Raw genomic sequence first — 20,486 nt, forward strand, 5'->3', positions numbered from 1 at the left:
AAGACATTTGAATCATTAATAGCATATGGAGCAAGAAAAGCATAGTCCATGGGAGCAAAGAAAGCAGTGGGGCAGCAAAAAGTGACGCTTTCCAATGAAGCGTGCAATTGCTATGGTGGGATCAGGCCCCGATCGAGCAGGCTGACAATGGAAGGGAGAGTAACGAATGACACTCGCACAACAAAGCTGAGTGACGGATCGGGGAAAGGTTTCGCAGGCGTTCAGATCAATTAGAAAGCGCTTACAATTAAACAGGCAATTTGATTTCAGATCAGGATAAGGGAGTGAATGTGATGTCCGTGAAAAAGTGTATGATCCGTTTGATGCTTGTTCTGATTGTGCCAGTCATGCTACTTAAGGAGGTCCTCATGCGATTGCAGAGTGTGAGAAATCGCCATCGTGGATTGAGGGCGGCCGCGGCCGTGATCGCTGTCACGGCGAGCGTTATTGGGGGAGTAGCACCCCAGGCAGTAGCAACCATGCCGCAGGCCAAAGCAACTTTGAGTTCGCCACCAATTTATAGCGGTATAAACAAGGCTTGGCCCGGCGATGCAGACAAAGATCCGACGCACGCCGCGACTATCAGGAACGGTACGGCGTGCTGGACGACGTCACAAAATCCATTAAACCCCTACGTCTACGTTGATGTCGCAAGCTCCACGAAACCTGCAGGCGCAACGTACGCGATTGTGTCCGTTGATTACTTTGACGCAGCGGCGACGACCATGGCCATTGAGTATGACGGCCAGGGCAACGCATACCAGGCCACCCCGTGGATGCCGACAAGCGGCAGTCAGACCTGGAAGAACCAAATCTTTGAGCTGAGCGGAATAAAGTTCGCCAACGGAACGAACGGCGCAGATTTCCGTCTGCGTGTTCATAGCCTGGGCGGCGTCATCCCGGGAATCTGTTTCGCACGAATCCAGGTGACCTTTGCAACGACTCCAGCGCTGTCATTGATGAACCCGAGCCTGCTCTTTACAACCAATTCCGCAAACCTGGATTTTGGCACGGTGGGTGATTCGGTTTCATATGACATTTCAGATGATCAGGGCGTGAGTCTTCGCACGGGATCTATCCCCGTAGGCACCGACGGACATGCTCCGCTATCCGTGATTGACCTCGGGCCGGGGTTCTACAACCTCACTTTCTCAAGCGTGATTGATGACCAAACGGTAACGCGCACCACAACGTTTGGCATTGTGACCCCGACGCCAGTGGGCGCCTTGAGTCCTGACTCCTTCTTCGGAATCGACACCCATTTTGGTCACTACAAATCCCTCGAAGATGGACTCATGAACGCATTGGCGACAATCGGCTACGGCCACATTCGAAGTGACATCAACTGGTCGCTAATTGAAAAGCAGCCAGGTGTATACAACTGGGCTGGGTATGGCTTTGAATCCAAGTCACAACAGTCTCTTGACCTCGGCATGACTCCCCAGGGAGTCGTGGCATACAACAACACAAATTATGACAACGGGAAAACGCCGAGCTCCGTGGCTGGTCTGGCCGCATTTGGTCAGTTTGGGAAAGCTGCCGCCGAGCACTATAAGGGCAAGGTCAGCGATTTCAACATCTACAATGAGTTCAATGGCACCGGCTTCAACAACGGCGCTTGCGGTACTACCGCAGCCTGCTATGTGCAGATGCTTCAGGCCATGTACGGACCGATTCACGAAGGAAATCCAGATGCGAACGTCATAGGCCCGATTACTTCCACCATTGATGATAACTGGAATAGTGCCTTTTTCGCTGCCGGCGGTATCAACTACATTGATACGTTCTCGACGAATGTCTACGGCTACGCTCTGGAGGGGGCAAACACTCCGCCCGAGCGCACACTGTTGGTATCGAAGCTTCCTGCGTTGGTGCAGCAGGTGAAGCAGGCAGCTGGAAATCGGAACGTCCCAGTGTGGATTACGGAGAACGGTTGGCCGACGTATGCCGCCGCCTCCACAGAGCCCCAGCAAGCGGACAACCTGGTGCGTGCTCAGGTGCTAGCGAAGGCAGCCGGCGTGGACGTCTTCAGCTGGTACTCGGCAATGGATGACGGTACGGACCCCAATAATAGGGAACATCACTTTGGGTTATTCAGGCAGCCCGTCGCGGGTGTACTCGGCGTAGCTCCGAAACCTGGAGCTGTCACAAACGCCGTGCTCATTCGCGCGGTGACCGGAAAGACGATTGGCACTCGCGATGGCCTCGGCTCCGGTACCGCCTACTCGTATCCGTACACGGGAGGAGGCTCGACGACTCGGGTGATGTGGTCCACCGGCTCCGAGAACATTGCTTTGCACACTACCCAGCCTCTTATCATCACGGATGAATATGGCTCAACGCAGACGGTAAATCCGACAGACGGCACGGTCGTTCTGACGCTCAACGGCAGCCCGATCTATGTCACCGGTAACATTGACAGCTTGGGCGTGACGCAGTCTGCGGTCACGATGAAAGTCGCCGACCAGTCGATCAAAGGTGATACGGTCGCTGTTACGGTGACTGCAGACCGATCGAACCCCAAGACAGACCTTCCCAATGAGTTGACAATCACTGCGAACGGGGTGCAGCCTGTGACCCTTCGTACTTCTCCGGGCAAGGTAACGAACGCTACCATCAGCGTTCCTGCAACCACGCTCCTCGGCCAGCGGACTGTGGCCGTAGACGTGACAAAAGTGAAGCCTGAGAAAGAGAACCACGACAAGCACCATCCGAGTCTTGTTGCCGACTTGAGGGCAACGACAAATGTCGTCAAGCCGTTCGAGATCAGCGTCCAACCGACGATCACTTCGGATGCGACGTCTCGAAGCTACTTTCTCGACATCGCGCTGAAGAACAATCGAACCAGCGCCTTCACACCGACCAAGGTTGCCTACCAAGTAGGGCCGGCATCAGGGACTGCGACGGATCTGGCGAATGTCCCTGCAAATGGAACCGCGTCGATGCGCGTCCCGCTTTCCGACATTCCGTTGTTCGACTCTCTGAGCTATAACGTGGCCGTCGACAGTGCCGTCGGTTCGGACGCTTCATCTGGATCGATTTCCTACGCTCCCATCGAGCCCACGAACCACCAAACCTTGCCCGCAATCGACCTGGCGACGCAAGCGAGTTGGGTATCGATATTAGGAACGCGCAGTAGTAACAGCGACCTAAGTGGGCAACTGCATATCAACTACAACAGCGAAGCACTTGTGATCGACGCCACCATCACAGACGACAGACACTTCGGCGCGCGCATACCAAACACATTATGGCAGACCGATTCCATCCAGTTCAGCACCTACGACCGAGTGCCGGGACAGGCCGGCGGCAAGCGCGTTGAAATCGGCACAGCGCTTCTCGACAGCGGACCGGCGGTTTACACTTTCGCAGCGCCGGCTGGCCAGCAGGCGGGACCAACCCCTGGCGTCCAAGCGAACATCACTCGAAGCGGCAGCACCTTGCACTATGTCATCTCTGTGCCGTGGACCTCGCTTGGGTTTAGCGGGCCACCGACGCAGACCATCGGAATGTCGTTCCTGGTGAATGACGATGATCGGGGCTCCACGGGCGATTCTCGCGATGGTTTCTTGCAATGGGGATCGGGAGTCGGAACGACGCCGAAGGACCCCTCACTGTTTCGAAACGCACAACTAGTTCAGTAAAGGACGGATCTGACCCGAAGATCATCAGGCCCGACCCGAGAAATGGAAAACAGCTGGTCACCAAGTCGGTTTCGCCCGTCACGGATCGGCTACTTCCCTTTGCTGATTCGTTTCGCCAGCCGCGTTGAGCCGGCAGTCGGAACGCGCAGCGTGGAAAGAAAATTCCCGAGGTTGCCGCCGTGGTCTTGTTGAGGTTTGTCACGGCATTGAGGTAATCGACCAAACCGGGGAGCATCCTCTAAGTCGAATGACTTGGGGATGCTCCCCGGTTTTGTAATAATTTTAAGGATAGGCTCAGGAGGATGAATTATGAAATATCGCAAGAACTTGAAATGGATATCGTCGTTTAGCTTCGTTAATGAAGTACGAATGGGGTAGGTTCGCATCGCATCGATTCAGGTATCAATGAGGTCGGGGCGGATTGTCATCAAGTGGAGAATCATTTTGTACGACAGCGCCGACAACGCGTCGTGATACGAATGCTGTAGCGCGCCCAAATCTTGCCATCTTCAAAGCTGATCACCAAACCGTCCCGCGCTTCAATAACGATCCCTCGGTACTCGGTGTTAATCAACTCCTCCGCCACATTGCATAGCGCGTAGCTATATAAATGAAGATCCTGCAGAGTCGCAATCCCCGATTTTCCATCGAACTCGGCTGCCATCACGATATACACAAGCCGCCATTTGCTAACTTGCTGTGTTTCGCGCATTTGCCTGTACTTCCGATTACTGTCCGCCAAAATGTACAACAAGGAAACTTCGAAACTGCTGAATTCGTCGTCTGCCGTATGGTCGCTTTTTCATTCATTTCCGCCAAACGCCTGCAGTTGTTTCATCACATTCGAGAGAACCCGATTCACTGGCCGGAACATCCAGCTTGGAGCACCGGTCGGTCGAGCTTGTAAGGAGTATGTAACTGGCAAATGCTGAATATCGATCTTCGACATAATGGACCACCTGGCTATCGTATTTAGTAAAAAAACTTGCTCCCAATAGGGAGCAAGTGTTCAGGAAATCTTGTTATGATTTCAAATCATTCACAAACTTCAACAAGTAATTCGCAGCTTCTTCGGGAATTTTCTTACCTTTCTGCGCATGAACTTCGTTGATGAAGGCATCAAACTGTCCATGCCGGAGCTTAGTTCCAAGCGAGTTAACTATACCTTGGCTGCCATTGCTGGTGACCCAAGCTTCGATAAGTCGGATCAGGCTATCCACTGTCACCTTGACGGTAACAGTGGTTTCTGCCGTTCCGGAATTGCCGGCAGTATCGGCCGCATATGCTGAAACGGCATTGTTACCCACGTTTAATAGATAGGCTGGGCTGCTCAGCAAAGGAGCCGAGCAGGAGCTATATACCACGCCGGATACGCCGTCCGTAGCGGTGCAGGTGATCGTTACCGTCTGATCGACGGTATAGGTTCCCCCTCCGCTGATATGAACGGCCGGCGCGGCTTGATCAATTGCGAAGGATGCCGTTTGCGACAGTTCCTTATTACCAAACTGATCGGTCGATCGGAACGAAATCGTGTGAACGCCATCTTCGTTGAAGACAAGCTCGTTCTGATATTTCGTCCAAGTGGCTCCTCCATCTAGGCTGTATACGGTTTCCGTAACGCTGGACTTATCATCCGTAGCGTTCAGATTTACTTTGACATCGGAGACGTACCAACCGTTCTGCTTCGTCCCTTCCAAAGCGGCGACGGTAACTGGAGGTGTATCATCCGTTACGATCCATTGAACCGTTCTGAATTTTTTGGGATCTTTCGTTTCACCAATGCCGGAGCCCCACTCGATATACCCTTTGCGCCCGGTGCCATCGTTATCATTAACGAGCAGCGAGAAGCTGAAGGCACCCTGTTTTTCCGGTTTGATCGGCGCAAGCTCAGACCAAGGAAGCGCGAGTTCATAGACGGTAACCTTTTGTGCTTCATCGCGCGATACCTGCAAGGAACCGTTCGTTATAAGATCCTTGACGCTGGTATTAGGTGACGACCAACGAAAGATTTGCGGTCCCTGAGGCGTCTGGGAAATACCTATTTCATAGAAACCCAGATTTTCTCCAGGAATACCCGCCATTGCGGCAAACTGGAGACTGTCATTTTTCCAAATATCCGCTCCGCTTGCAGGCGTGTAAAGAACATCGTCTTTGATTACAGCGGTCAGATTGAAATGATCCTGATCCCAGTTCACCCATACGCTGCCGCCCAAATCCGATGGACCCGCATAATTTTGCATTTTTACCGTTCCTTGCGACAATTGAGCGACTGGCGGCGACGCGATGATCGCTGGGTCAGCCAAGCCGTCAAGCTGCAGCGTACCAGGAAGGATCGGATTGAAATCCAGCTTCCCTCCATAAACGAAAGATGCTTTTCCATCAAATTGCACAGTCACTTGTGCTTGATTGCTGACGCCGTAATTAAAGCCGCTCAGCGGAATATCGAACGTCTTGGTGGTGTCTGGAGGTATCACATCGTTCAAATTCTGTGTACCTGACTGAGTACCAACCTGCCAATCGGCTTTCCTGACGGTTAGCCCTTGCTGCTTAGAATAGTTCTGAATTTGGATTTTTAATGCTTGAGCTTTCGTATTCACATCCGTAATAACAGGGATGATTCTTGCACGATAGGAAGGGAGGGTCTGAATCGCATGCTTCAGTCTTCCAATTCGGTTCCCACTCATGGTCAAATCACCTGTTACATAGCGAATGCCTTCCTGACTCAATCCAGGCAGTGCAAACAGCTGTGACGCATTCTGACCGGCTCCCGCGTACAAAGAATAGGTTGAGCCTTCCACTGTGAATGATGCAGTAAGGGGCGATGTGGATGCATTATTTGCTTCCACGGTCAGTAACACGGGCTCACTATTTACAGCTTCTGCCCCCGTCAATGCGAACGTCGAATCAACCGCAATACCGTCAATGTCGCTTTGGATATAAATTGGTTCCGCAGTTAGCGTCATATACACCTTGCCGTTAAGCGGCGTGAAGGTTTCCGTGTTCCCCATGATATCGGTGACTTGAATCGGTACATTCGTTTGAATGGCTGCCTGCACGGGGGTATTCGCCCAAACAACCCTTAGCTTCTGGCCGTTTTTATCAAATCTGTAGCTGGTAATGCCCGTGTCGACGGCTTCCTGTTCAACGAACGAGGCACCTAGCAATTCTCGCGTCATCGCCCCATAAGCCGCATAGGCGGGTTTCGGAGAAAACTGCCCTTTGGGGTCATCCTGGTGGCGAATGAGGCCGAAATTATCTTCGCCATAGTCGGCTTGCATGCCGTCATTCATCAAATCATACCAGAATATTTTCTTGACACCGGCGCTCAACGCTTGCACATAAGCACGCACCAAATAATCCGCTTGCGTTTTTTCGTCTACTCCCCTTGTGTCGGCATGCCAGCCAACTTCCGTAATCCAAACCGGTTTGTCTTGTCCCTGATTATATTTCCGGATTAAGCTTTGCGCATCGAGCACAGCTTGCAACATGCCATCCGGCGTTCGATTGTACGGATGGATGGAAACGACGTCCATGTATTGGAGCCCGCCAAGCTTAAACACTTCTTCCATCCAGCTTATATCTACATTCGATGCCATTCCGACAACCGTTACGTCCGGTCTGGCGGCTTTCACCGTCTCATAGGTCTTCTTCAGCAGCTTAAAATAATAGTCCGGACGCGAGTCTGCGGGACCGTTCCCACGATCGCCAAACCCTCCGTTGAACTCATTGTAGACTTCCACCCATTCCATCTGATTGCCGTATAAGTCCAACAAGGCCTTTCCATAATTGGCAAACCCTTGACGGCCATCGTCCGAATAGGGCGTACTGTCCTGATCATAAAACGGATTGGTAAAGTCAAGGGTGATGAACGGCTTCAAGCCGTCTTGCTGCGTTTTCCGCATAAAGGCATCACGGCCTGGCGGCTTCTGGTATTTCCCTTTTTCGTATTCGACATCTACCCAAGTTATTTCGTCACGGAAATTTTTGGATCCGGCGCGTTTCAATAATGCACTTAACTCAGGCGTCCAACCCGTATTTGTTCTTGCTAGGTGAGTGGATACCCCGAATGGAGAATTGTTCACCAAAGTAGGGTCATCCGAAGCTAAGCGGGCAAACGAAATTTCTGCACGCTTGATCGTTTGACCATCTTTCTCAGCAGCAAGCGAAAGCTTATAATAACCAAGCTGCTGAATAGGAATCGTCAAATTCAATTGCCCGTCCTGCACCCCTTCACTGCCTGCTAATACTTGATGATCCAAGTGGTCATATACGCTCCAACTTACGGTATCTCCCCTTGTTGCAAGAGGAAAGATTGCGGACTCGTTCGCCAGAAAGACATTTCCCATTCGGGACTGCTCGATGGATAAATCCGGGAAGGTAGATGTGGTTACGATATTGTCCAAGCGAATGTCTCCACTTGTTTTGCCCGCGATCAAGCCGGTCTTTTCTAGAATAAATCCGATTCTCTGGGCGGGACCATGCCATACCCCGTCGTTTGCCCCGTTATAATGTAGGTAGCTCGTACCGCTATTGAACTTAAATATTTCTATTTTTTGCCAATTACCAGTTGACGCCACGGCGATTTTCTGCTGATGCACCTGCCCGGTCGAATCCGTCAACAGAACCAGGATGGCAGCAGCATCCGTTGTTTTCACCCAAAATCCAAGCTTCTTTATCTCCCGAGGAGAAAAATTTCTTCCTATCGAAACACTTTTGCCTGTACCACTAAAATCTCCGCTCAACTTACCCGAAAAACTTCCCTCCTTAAACACGGACGAGTCCCGGACATATTCGCCTTTAGCTCCTGTTCCTAAGGTTGGTTTCCATATGTCAAAGGCGTTCTCGAAATTGCCGATTGCGGAATCCCATAGAGACTCTTGCTGCGGAACCGTCGCAGATACATCATCAATCCATACATTCCCGCTTATTTTTCCACCGCTCAAACCACTCTTCTCTAACAAAAGCCCGATTCCCTGGGCAGGTCCATGCCACACCCCATCGTTGGCTCCGCCGAAATGAAGATAGCTTGTGCCTCCGTTAAATTTGGTGATCTCCATCTTCTGCCAGTTGGCATTTGACGCCACTGCAAGCTTCTGCTGATGCACCTGACCGGTCGAATCCGTCACCCGAAGCACGATCGCAGAGGCGTCAGCTGTTTTAACCCAAAATTCAAGTTTCTTTATATCCATAGGAATAAAATTTTTACTCACCGAGACATATGTGCCGCCGGCGCTAAAATCCCCGCGCAGCTTACCCGAATAGGTCCCCGACTTAAACACAGACGTATCCCGCAAATATTCGCCTTTGGCTCCGGGAAACTCGGTTCCCAGGTAAAAATTCCAAAGCTCTTCATCGCTTTCAAACCCGCCAATCATTGCATTTTGTAATGTTTCTGCCGCATAAACGGTCGTGTTGTCTAAAGATCGTAGTCCAAACAAAGGTGAGGTAAACAATAACGAAATCAGCATAAGGCTTAACATCCATTTTTTCATCACCAAGTAAACTCACTCCCTTCATTTTTGAAAGCGTTTTCATTATTATGCCAACACAGGCAGCCAAACTATGCTTGCTCATCTCCATCCCCACGCCTGCATGATTTTTCTTGATCATGCAGGCCTATCCTTGCGCTCTAACGTAACCGCCACTCACGAATCCTCACCTAGTTACAATCGGTCGCCAATGTCCATAATCCCGACATGGAGCCGATCTTGCTCATCCGAAAATGTGAAGGTAACCTTACGGCTGTCTGGACTAAAGGATGGATGCGGGTGTCCAGGATGCATCCCACGGCAAGGAAGCTCGCAGAGCAGCTCGGACTGTTTCGTAGCCGTGTTGATGAGCACGATTTTGGAAATACCGGGTTCCTGCGTATCCGCGACCGCATATCGACCGTCAGGACTGATGCCGACATGCCAATATCTGTAATCGCCGTTAATGAACTCGTGCCGCTCGCCCCGGTGATCCACGAAATATACGCCTGTCGGTTTATCCGGACTATGCGGATACTTCACGAAGTACAGGCCACTGCCGTCGAACGCCCACATTTCGTGCCCAACATATTCGACTGGCAATCCGCTCTCCTCTTTCTTCTGCGAAAAGAGGTTGCGCATCTCTCCGGTTCGCGTATCGACCACCCAGAGCCGATCCGGAATTTGCTCCGTAGCACCCTCATGCGAGAAGAATATCTGCCCCGGATCAACAGGATTGATCATGGCATGATTCGCCACCGGATAAGGCTCGTCAAAACGCGGACGGGCTACTTCGCGCACCTCCCCGCTCGCCGCATGGACAGTGCCGATCACCCAATCGGCCTCCCGAGATGCAGCATCCTCGGATGGACGAAGCTGCTCCTTCCAGTAGACGCCAAGCACCTTGCCATCATTCGTAATCGATAGGGGCCCATAGAACGCGCAATGCTCTTCCAGCTTGCAAATCGTACGCCGTTCCCCGGTCCACGCATCATTTGCATACAACTCATTCTTGTCAAATAGATACAAGATATCATCACACGAAACGACCCCGCGTCCCCATTTCAGGCTTTCCTCCAACAACTGCACATCCCCCGTTTCCGTATCGAAACGCACGATGTTACCTGTCCATGTCTCCCGGTCCATATCCGTGTGTACGATCACATGGCGGCTGTTCGACAACCAAGACATCGCCGTATAATAATGATGTCCCGTATCGCCCCCTTCGGACCCAATTGCAAGAATCGGCAGTCCTGTGATTGTATCTGTAAACGATGAATGCCTCAGCATCATCCATACCTCCTGTTGCATTCTTATTCGGCATCATCAGCTTCGTCGGTATCATCAGCACCATCGGCTTCTCTTAGGGACGCTTGCTCCCGCTCCCGATATTCACCCGGGATAAAGCCAGTACTTTTCTTGAAAATCCGTACGAAGCTGTTGACGTTCGAGTAGCCGACCGCCCCCGATACATCACGGATCAACATATCGGTACCGGCTAGCAGTTCCTTTGCCTTCCTCATACGAATATCCATTAGATAATCGATGAAATTTCTTTCCGTTTGCTCCTTGAAAATACGGCTAACATGCGACGCGCTCAGCTTGAATTCGCTTGCCAAATAATTCAATGATAAATCGCTGTGCATATAGTGCGCGTCAATAAAAGCGGTCATGCGCTCGACAACGTCGTTTCGCTCTCGATTGCTTCTTCTCTCCTCAATTAGCTCTGCATATTGGCCAAGCTGCTCGATGACGTATTCCGACAACTCATGGATACTTTCGTACTGACTCAGCAGATCGAATAGCCGATGTGAAGGCGCCTCCTCGAGCAGTGCCGGATCGATCTCGCCTACGGCTTTGGCTGCCTTCATCATAAAATGCACAACAAGCTGCCGAATCATATCCGGGGCAGCGCCGCTACCAGCCATCTCACCGAACCAACGGTCCGTCTGCTTCGTCATCTTCTCGCTATCTGTCAGCCGCAGCGAGTCAACGATCCCATCCGCCATGCCAAGCAAGCGCATAAACTCCCCGCTCGCGGGCTCGCGAATATCTTCACTGGAGATAATCGTGTTGCCGCCGAGAATCATTTTGTACGACAGTGCCGACATCGCGTCGTGATACGAATGCTGAAGCGCGCCCAAATCTTGCGTCATGCGGCCTAGTCCAATCGAAATCGTCTGTTTGAATTGTTCTTCCACATAGCTCTTGATCAACTCAGAAACCGCCAGCGCCCGCAGTAGATTCGCTTCCCCGTACCCATCGTCAAAGCTGAGCACGATAACGACCATGCCATCCCGCGCTTCAATGGCGATCCCTCGGTACTCGGTGTTGATGATCTCCTCCGCCACATTGCAGAGCGCGTAGCTATATAAATGAAGATCCTGCGGAGTCGCAATCCCCGATTTTCCATCGAACTCAGCTGCCATCACGATATATTGCATCGCATGCAGCGGAAATCCGATCGCTGCAAGACTAGGCAACAGCTCGCCCGGATTTTTACGCGCGCCGATCAGCGCATCCATCACAAGTCGCCATTTGATAACCGGTTGTGTTTCCCTCATTTGCCTGTACATGCGATTGCTGTCTGCCAAAATGTACGATAAGGATACTTCGATGCCGCTGAATTCGTCGTCTGCCATATGCTCACTTTTTCTTTCATATCCGCCATACGCTTGAAGTTGTTTCGTCACATTCGAGAGGACTCGATTCACCGGCCGGAACATCCAGCTGTTTAATACCACCGCCATGCCGCTTGCTAGAAGCAGAAGAATGATCGAAATTCCAAACAAGGTATTTCGCACCTGGACCAGCGGCTTGCTGAGCTCAGAATCGGACACGACACTTATGATTTCCCAGCCCGTATACGGACTCTTCATATAAAAGATGGTTCTGTTGATCCCGTTTATTTTCGAACGGAACTGCCCTTCATCCCGCTCGTTCATTTGTTTCGACCAAAGCAATTCGCCTGTTTGCGTGCCGATCAACGATTTATCTGCATGACTGAGAATCGTTCCTTCCGCATCAGCCAGAAATAAATAGCCGAGAGAAGGATCAATCGCATTTTTAATCAAATTATAAATGGAACGCTCATCGACATTGAAAGCAACCGCTCCTTTCCTGTATCCTTCCCCATGTGTAAGCGGATAGGAGCGAATGAGCGTCATGACGTTGTGCCGAATTTTACCCGACTCATCGATGGACAGTTTTCGTGTGCCTATCCACTGATAAAAGCCTTTGTAACGTTCGAACGCACTAATCCATTGATAATCGGGGCCTGGCTCCGGCGTCTGAAACGGGTTCGTTTGCGACCATCGCTTCTTCGCATAAGAATACAAATCGATTGAAAAAATGGTGTCATTGCTCAGCAGCATATCGCCGATTCGGTTGTTAATATTGATGGTATCCTGCTGATCAGCAGCGTCGTCCTCCATAAACGTCCTCATATCACGGCTGCGCAAAAATTGCATCGTTTCCGAGTCGATCGCCTTCAACACCAACAGCAGTTTACTATTTACCTCGTGGAGCAGCGAGATGTTCGTTTGCTCGACTTCTGCCTGAAGATGATCGGTCGTGATGAAATAAGACAGGCCTGCCGTCGAAACTATGCATAAGCTTAAAAAAAGCAAAATAATCGACATTGCACGCTTCGAACGGCTTCTCTTTTGTCGCCAGAACATGCCTCTGCCCCCTCGAGTTATCAATAAATAAGGATTCAACGGGACCTAGAAGGCCACATTCATTCCCACATCAAATTATTTGAAATTCGTTTTATTCTTTTCGTACCATTCTTGTGCGCCTTGATCTGCCTTGTCTCCACCAGCGCTTTTGTACTCTTTTCGCATCATATCAAGCGCCTGCTCCGGCGTAATGTCACCTTTGATGATCGCTCTCGTGCGGATCTCATCCAGCTTAGGCCCAACGCTAGCAAACACATTATTGATTTCCGGCAGACTCGGCACATAAGGCATATCACGTCGGAACGGCACGCTAAGCGCTGTAGTAATTGCTTGAACATTCAATTTCGCCCAGCGCTGTGAAAGCGGATCCTGAGCGGCTTTTATAATCAAATCCTCCGGCTTAAACGTCTTTGCATCGTCTTTTACAATCGCATACTCACTTGCGTAGGCGACTTCTTTCTTAAATTTATCCGCGTCTATCACCTGAGGGACGCCGCTTACCAATTTGTAATGCGTGTTCTCCACACCGTTTTTCAGTGCGTACCAGCCTTTATCGAGCAACCAGTCAAGATATTGAATCGCTGCTTTCGGATTTTTCATATCCTTATTGAAAGCTACGAAAATATTAGCATCAGTTTCCTGGTATACGCCAAATTTCCCGTACTTTGTTGAAAAAGCAGCCAGCGGGACCGGATTCGCATCGGGAACGTTCTTCATCAAATCCTTCATGTAGCTGTCAATACCGCTGCCAACAGTGCCGATCAAGATGCCCGACTTGCCTTGCGCCCAGTCCGTCATCATCTTCTGACTGTTCTTATCCGTCAAGTACTCCTTATCGATATACCCATTCTCATACAGCTTTCTTTCGAATGAAATAGCTCCAACGTTGCGATCCACGAATCTGGCATTGATCATTTTGCCCCCTTCGAGATACCATTGCGTGCTATGCGTCGCATACAGGCCGGAGATCACGTTAGGCCAAACAAACATCGAAACGACAGGTGCGTTCGTATTCCCGGATAAACCTTTCTCCTTGAAGGCTTTCGTCACTGCAAAAAACTCTTCCTCTGTCGTTGGAGCCTTCATGCCAACCTTGTCCAGCCAATCCTGCCTAATCCACATGCCAGCGTTAGCCAAGTTGTTCAGCGGCCGTTTTGTCGTTATCCCGTATATTTTGCCATCGAACATCATCAACGGCTTCAAATCAGGATTCTCGTTAATATACTTCTTCAGTACCGTGCTGTATTTGTCTATGTAATCGTCAATAGGCTGAATGACACCTTGTGTGACGAGCGTACCGATATAATTACGGTCAAAATCCCAGATCAGATCCGGAGCTTCGCCAGAAGCAATCAGCGTATTCAGCTTATCCTGCGCCTGGTTGCGGGGAACCGGCACATATTTGACCTGGACGCCCGATTGTTCCTGAATCCACTTGGTCCAGCGATTCTGTTCGTAGGAGCCCTCTTCTGCTGCTACGGCACCGCGGTCATACATCGTAACACTAACGGCCTTCGGCAACTTATCGTATTTGTCTTCCACCTTACCTGTTGCTGACGGAGCTGGACTGCCGCTCGCTCCTTCCTCGGTTTTCGCACAGCCGGTTAAAGCCGCTCCCAGCGTCATTGCCAAAATCGTTGAACCTAACACCCATCTTTTTGTTCTCTTCATACGATGACCTCCCACATGGAATAATTATATCACAAGGCGCTAGCGCCATTATGAACGGAACTAATAACTGACGTTTGACGTTAAACAAGCTAGCCTTTAACAGAGCCCATTAAAACGCCTTTCACAAAATATTTTTGCAGAAACGGATAAATGATCAGAATCGGCAGCGAAGCTAGCATAGCGGCTCCCGCACGCACACCTTCCGGCGGCAGCGCATTGTTCCCGTCTGTCGAGTCCCCGATCAATAGCGCTGGATCGAGGTTGTCAATCATCTGATAGAGCTTCACCATCAGAGACATTTCCGTTGAGCTTTTAATAAAGATAAGTACGTTGTAATAAGCATTCCACCATCCCACCGCGTAGAAAAGAGTCAATGCTGCGATAACAGGAAGTGCCAGCGGAAGAACGATACGCACAAGCACGACCCAGTCCTTCGCCCCATCGATGGATGCCGACTCTTCAAGCTCACTCGGCAAACCTTCGAAGAAGGTTTTGAGGACGAAGAAATTGTACGTACTGAGAAGGCCAGGCAGCCAAAGCGACCAATACGTATTCATTAGTCCCAAGCTTTTGATGAGTAGAAACTGAGGGATTAGCCCTCCACTGAAAAGCATTGTAAAAATTATCATGCCAAGGACTGCTCCTCGTCCGCGCAAATCCACTTTGGACAACGGATAAGCTGCCATGATCGTAACCAGCATGTTCAGCGTGGTGCCGACAACGGTCATCACTACCGTGTTTTTCATCGCTACGAATAGCTGCCCGTCATCGATCAAATTGCGATAGGCATCCCATGTAAACTGTCGTGGCCATATCGAAACATTACCGGCACGTATGGCTTCGCCCGAGCTAAGGGAAACAGCCAGTACATTCAGAAACGGAAATAACGTCGAGAACGTGCATATTGCTAAGAAGAGATAGAGTATTAAGCGGGGCACGCGCTCTTTCCAAACGGCCATCCGCAGCCCCTCCTTTCGATTATTGAATTTGCCACTAGCCGCAACCTTTGCTACCATAACGCACGCTCTCCCATCGACCGAATGATGCGGTTCACCGATAGCACGAGTACCAAGCCGACGAGGGATTGAACCAATCCAATCGCGGTTGTGTAGCTATATTGCAGGTTGATGAGGCCGAGTCTGTAAATGTAAGTACTCATCACGTCGGAAACGCTGGTCACCATTGGATTAGTCAGCACCCAGACGTGCTCGAAGCCAACGTCGAACATACGGCCCATTTGCAGAACAAGCATGAGTGCAATTGTGCTTCGGATGCCAGGAAGCGTCACATGCCATATTTGTCGCAACTTGCCGCCGCCGTCTATACGTGCTGCTTCATACAGATGCGGATCAATACTCGACATGGCCGCCAAATAAAGAATGGTACTGAAACCTGCATCCCGCCATATGCCGGAAAACACATAGACAAGGGGCCACCAAAAGGTGTTTCCCATGAAATAGATCGGCTCAATCCCGAACGCCTTCAGGATATAATTGATAAAACCACTGCCAGGGGAAAGTAATCCGATGACGATCGTACCAAGAATAATCCACGATAAAAAATGAGGTAAATACAGGAGATTCTGCACAACTCGCTTATACCACTCCACTCGCACCTCGTTAAGCATGATGGCGAGCACGATCGGCACTGGGAAGCCAATGCACAGTCCGTATAGATTTAATAGGAGCGTGTTGCGAACAATCTTGAACAAATCACTGCTGTGCAGCAACCGATTGAACTGCTCCAATCCCACCCATTTACTGCCCCAAATGCCGTCAGCTAGCCGAAACTCCTTAAATGCAATGATTTCCCCGTATAAGGGGAAGTACTTAAATACAATGAAGTAAGCGATAACGGGGACAAGCAGCAAATACAGAAACGGCCTGCGCTTCAGATCCCTCCATAACGATCTTCGTGAAGCTTTCCCTTCAGCGCTTTCACGGATTCCGGCTTTGACGATTGGTTGTGAAATCATGTATGGTCACCTTCCTTTCTGTTGTTAGCCTGTTGTGATTCGGCTTGAACCCACCATACCAACCGTAGTTTTATATAGAAAGTCTCACTTTTTGAGGTTCCCCGCTTCTCATGCTTTGAGGGCTACACAATTTTTGCGCTCCTATTCTTTTCATGATAAAAGCCCGGGCGCTGGGCGCACGGGCTGGGAAAAACGGCTTTGCGGACATCCATTTCTCATGGATTACTGTGTTGTCGAATTTCTTGCAACTTACAGGAGTCTCTAACTTTTTGGGGACATCTGAATAGGGAAATGAAGATAAGAAAAATCCGTTGCAATCATCGACTAGAAGACATTACCACCCGATATAAAATTCAATACTAATTAAATTACCCCGTAGAAATTAAAAAAGTGAATGTTCACAAAAGTAAACATCCACTAACGATTTTTATTTTCCTTGATCATTTGCTCTATTGAATAATAAGTGGGACTACCTTGCCCTGATTCACATCGATTAAACCGAAGTCCGTAATTTTCAAAGCCGGACTTACCGGTAGGGAGTGCGTACTGATGGACATGATGGGATTATAATGCTTGTAGCCCAGCGATTCCATCGCTTTGCGGAGCTGTTCAACTTCCATGGCTACCTGCTCCAGCGGCTCTTCCGTTAAGATGCCGCCCACTGGCAGCCTGAGGTTCGCGATCACTTTGCCGTCTTCCACGACGCTGAAACCGCCTTGATTGTTAATCACTTCGTTAGCGGCAAGCTGCATATCGCCGGGATTGTGCCCGACAACGAGCAAGTTATGATTGTCGTGGGAGTACGTCGTCGCGATGGCTCCCCGCTTGATCGTATCGCCGCCAATCAATCCGTAGGCGCGATTGCCATTCTTCCCGTAGCGTTCGAACGTAGCAATGAGTGCGCTGCCGCTTTCCTGCCATAGCAGCTTCCCTTGCCGAACTTCAACCTGAGCGTGCTGTTCTTCTGTGAATGTAGAACCATCCTTCACCATCATCTTGCGGCACGTATAAACAGCGTCAGCTTCTTCTATACTGACAACAAAATCCGCTTCCTTTAAAGGCGCCATCTGCACGCTCTGATAATAATGCGCAGGAAAAGCCGGAGGCTTGATGATTGGTATATAAGCCTTGTCCACATCGTAAACTTTACGCCCCGCCTTGAAAACCTGCTCAATCGTTAGCTGTTCTAGATTGGAAAGCAGCAGGAAATCGCCTATCTTGCCAGGGGCGATTACCCCGCGGTCATACATCCGCATCCGCTTGGCTGGAGAGAGTGTGCTGGCATAAATGGCCTGCTCGGGCTTCATACCCATGCCGATTGCTTTGCGCACAATATGATTCAAGTGCCCGCGGCGCTGGAAGGAGTCAGCCATCACATCATCGGTAACGAAACAATAATGCTCGGATACATCATGATGGATTAAATAAGCCATAACTTCATCCGTCATTGATTTCTCTTGAATTTCGATGAACATGCCCGCAGCGATCCGGGCTTCCATGCCCTCAATCGATTGATGCGTATGATCCGAATCGACACCGCTGTAAATCATCCTGTGCAGGTCCAAATCCAACAGCTTAGGCACATGCCCTTCAATAATGAGATGCGGATAGTTGGCACGGACATGGTTGATGATTTGATTTGTTTTGCAATCGGGGTCTGTAATAACATCAACGAAATTCATGATTTCACCCAGACAGATGATCCGTTCCGTACGTAACAGCTCGTCCAAATCGGCGATATGAATCTCGCCGCCTGTCGTTTCCATGGATGTCGCTGGAACCGAGCTCGGGATCGCATAGAACATGTCCGCGACAGTATCCTGACTTGCTTTCATAAACTGCTTGACTCCATCCAGTCCGAAGACGTTGGCAATCTCGTGAGGTTCGGGCACAATGGTTGTGACCCCATTACGGATGAGTCCGTAGGAGAACGTCTCCGGTGTCACCATCGTGCTTTCAATATGCAAATGGATATCGATAAGACCTGGAATCATGTAACGGCCGTTTCCGTCCAAACGTTCCGAGGCTTCGAAACTTTCCGATCCTCTTTTGCCAATATATAAAAATTTACCGTCCAGTATGGCTGCATTGCCATGGATAAATGTTTTAAAATAACTGTTATAAATATGAACATTTTCAATCAGTACATCAATGCGCATCTGTCTTCACCTCCAAGTCCACTACTCAACGATTACTAATTTCTCACCTGGAAAATGAAGCCGAACCTCTTGCCCATTCGCGTAAGGAAGCTCCATCTCTTTATTCACGGTGAAGGAACCAAGTTCCGTTTCAATCACATACTGATAGCTTCGCCCGAGGAACGTGCTAACCTTGACGCGGCCGCTCACGCGATTGGCCCCTGCCTCCAGCTCATCTAGGGTTCCCATCACGACATCGTCCGGACGAATAGCTCCTTGCTTGCCTAGCTGTTCGCCTTTACTCGCATGCTTGGTTACAGCGAACATATAATCTTTCACCTTGAGGGCAATCTCTTCACTGCTATCAAATCGTGACTCGAAGATGATAAAATTCGTAAACCCGATAAACCGCGCCACGAACTCCGTCTTCGGATATTTGAATATCGTCGCCGGGGCGCCTAGCTGCTCGATAATCCCTTTATTCATGATCGCTACTTTATCGGAGATCGAGAAGCACTCTTCCTGATCATGCGATACATATACCGTCGTAATGCCTAGCTCTTGCTGGATACGGCGGATCTCCACCCGCATGTTGACGCGCAGATTCGCATCCAAATTGCTCAGCGGCTCGTCGAAGAGCAGCAGTTCCGGCTCGATGACGAGCGCCCTCGCAATCGCGACGCGCTGTCTTTGACCGCCCGACAGCTCTTTAGGGTAACGCTTCTCGAAGCCGGATAAGCTGACGACATCGAGAATGTGACGCACGCGGCGATCTAGCTCCGCCCCACTCACTTTACGCAAGCGCAGGCCGAAAGCCACATTATCGTAAATCGACAAATGAGGGAATAACGCATAGCTCTGGAAAACGAAGCCAAAATTGCGTTTATTCACAGGAACACGCGTATAATCTTTTCCATTCAAAGAGAAAGTGCCTGATTTCGCCTCGATGAATCCTGCTATAAGCCGCAAGGTTGTCGTTTTCCCGCATCCGCTAGGACCAAGCAGCGAGATCAAGCTTCCTTTTTCAACACTTAGGTTAAAATCCTGCAGAATATAGTGCTGGTCATAGGCAACCGAAATTTTTTCCAGTGATAGCAATGCCATGATTACAAGCCTCCGTTATCGTTTGGTGAAATAGGATAAACCCATCAACCGTTCAATGATGAACATAAGTACAGCTGTGAACAGCATCAGCAGTACAGAAATAGCAGCAATTGTCGGATCAAAATGATTCTCCACATAAGTCAGCATCTGAATAGGCAGTGTACTGACACCAGGCCCCGTCATAAAGACTGAAATGTCCACATTATTAAAAGATTCCAAGAATGCAATCAAAATTGCCGCAATAATCCCGGATTTGATATTTGGCAGTACGACTTTAAAGAAGGTCTTCAAGTGGCTGCTACCCAAGCTTAACGCGGCTTCTTCAATCGCAAAATCGAAATTCGATAAGCTTGAAGCAATTACTCGAATGATAAAAGGCAGCATGATGACTGTATGTCCAACCAGCAGCGCCGCATATATCGGTAGGTGGTATACCACGATCAGGTACTTGAGCATCGTAAAACCAAGCACAATACCAGGAATTAGCACAGGGGAAATGAAGATCGCATTGAGCGCTTCCTTCCCTTTGAACGTAAATCGGCTTAATGCGTAAGCGGCAGGAATCCCCAGCAGCAGCGCAAATAAATTACCCAGCAGCGATACGATGATGGAAGTGCTGAACGTCGACATGAACATCTTGACGTCCAGGATGTTACGGTACCATTTTAAAGAGAAGCCTGTCGGTGGGAATTTCAAGATACTCCCTGGCTCAAAAGATGCAAATGCAATGATGACGAGCGGCCCGAGCAAAAATAGATAGACAAGAAGCGTAAATACGGCCAGCCCTCGGTTCTTCTCCCGCATAT

13 protein-coding genes are annotated in these 20,486 nt (G+C 49.9%); 2 read left to right on the plus strand and 11 right to left on the minus strand.

The genetic code is table 11. The annotated features are described in order from the left end of the window. Window positions 1–48: 48 nt before the first annotated feature. Window positions 49–234: a hypothetical protein gene (locus ACSQ8O_RS35780; RefSeq protein ID WP_436245611.1), complete on the plus strand. Its 186-nt coding sequence runs from the start codon at window positions 49–51 to the stop codon at window positions 232–234. Window positions 235–368: 134 nt separating this feature from the next. Next, a complete protein-coding gene (locus ACSQ8O_RS35785; RefSeq protein ID WP_436245612.1) occupies window positions 369–3,644 on the plus strand; it encodes a hypothetical protein in 3,276 nt (1,091 codons plus the stop codon). A gap of 439 nt (window positions 3,645–4,083) precedes the next feature. On the opposite strand, the gene ACSQ8O_RS35790 is transcribed toward ACSQ8O_RS35785, so the two are convergent. The 11 genes from ACSQ8O_RS35790 to ACSQ8O_RS35840 all read right to left on the minus strand — a co-directional run bounded on the left by ACSQ8O_RS35790 (window position 4,084) and on the right by ACSQ8O_RS35840 (window position 20,484). Continuing rightward, window positions 4,084–4,356 (minus strand): hypothetical protein, encoded by a 273-nt coding sequence (locus tag ACSQ8O_RS35790; RefSeq protein WP_436245613.1) that lies wholly within the window; start codon window positions 4,354–4,356, stop codon window positions 4,084–4,086. 90 nt (window positions 4,357–4,446) lie between these two features. After that, window positions 4,447–4,593 carry a hypothetical protein gene (locus ACSQ8O_RS35795; protein ID WP_436245614.1) on the minus strand — a complete coding sequence of 49 codons (147 nt, stop codon included), beginning with the start codon at window positions 4,591–4,593 and terminating at the stop codon, window positions 4,447–4,449. A gap of 73 nt (window positions 4,594–4,666) precedes the next feature. After that, on the minus strand, window positions 4,667–9,136 hold the full coding sequence (locus ACSQ8O_RS35800; protein ID WP_436245705.1) for an OmpL47-type beta-barrel domain-containing protein: 4,470 nt from the start codon (window positions 9,134–9,136) through the stop codon (window positions 4,667–4,669). A gap of 171 nt (window positions 9,137–9,307) precedes the next feature. Further along, entirely contained in the window at window positions 9,308–10,405 is a 1,098-nt protein-coding gene (locus tag ACSQ8O_RS35805; RefSeq protein ID WP_436245615.1) for a TolB family protein, read from the minus strand. Between the two features lie 20 nt (window positions 10,406–10,425). Next, the gene (locus ACSQ8O_RS35810; protein ID WP_436245616.1) at window positions 10,426–12,792 is read right to left on the minus strand and encodes a helix-turn-helix domain-containing protein; all 2,367 of its coding nucleotides are present in this window, start codon (window positions 12,790–12,792) and stop codon (window positions 10,426–10,428) included. 75 nt (window positions 12,793–12,867) lie between these two features. Continuing rightward, entirely contained in the window at window positions 12,868–14,463 is a 1,596-nt protein-coding gene (locus ACSQ8O_RS35815) for an extracellular solute-binding protein (RefSeq protein ID WP_436245617.1), read from the minus strand. An 89-nt stretch (window positions 14,464–14,552) separates the two neighbouring features. Further along, window positions 14,553–15,479, minus strand: coding sequence for a carbohydrate ABC transporter permease (locus tag ACSQ8O_RS35820; RefSeq protein WP_436245618.1), 927 nt, complete (start codon window positions 15,477–15,479; stop codon window positions 14,553–14,555). Continuing rightward, window positions 15,473–16,438 carry an ABC transporter permease gene (locus tag ACSQ8O_RS35825; protein ID WP_436245619.1) on the minus strand — a complete coding sequence of 322 codons (966 nt, stop codon included), beginning with the start codon at window positions 16,436–16,438 and terminating at the stop codon, window positions 15,473–15,475. The genes ACSQ8O_RS35820 and ACSQ8O_RS35825 overlap by 7 nt, the downstream gene beginning before the upstream one ends. 449 nt (window positions 16,439–16,887) lie before the next feature. Next, the gene (locus ACSQ8O_RS35830; RefSeq protein WP_056619045.1) at window positions 16,888–18,597 is read right to left on the minus strand and encodes an adenine deaminase C-terminal domain-containing protein; all 1,710 of its coding nucleotides are present in this window, start codon (window positions 18,595–18,597) and stop codon (window positions 16,888–16,890) included. A 21-nt stretch (window positions 18,598–18,618) separates the two neighbouring features. Beyond that, window positions 18,619–19,680, minus strand: coding sequence for an ABC transporter ATP-binding protein (locus ACSQ8O_RS35835; protein WP_436245620.1), 1,062 nt, complete (start codon window positions 19,678–19,680; stop codon window positions 18,619–18,621). A 15-nt stretch (window positions 19,681–19,695) separates the two neighbouring features. Continuing rightward, window positions 19,696–20,484, minus strand: coding sequence for an ABC transporter permease (locus ACSQ8O_RS35840; RefSeq protein WP_056619038.1), 789 nt, complete (start codon window positions 20,482–20,484; stop codon window positions 19,696–19,698). Window positions 20,485–20,486 lie beyond the last annotated feature (2 nt).

The organism is Paenibacillus sp. LjRoot56 (genome assembly GCF_964253335.1).
GTDB lineage: Bacteria > Bacillota > Bacilli > Paenibacillales > NBRC-103111 > Paenibacillus_E > Paenibacillus_E allorhizoplanae.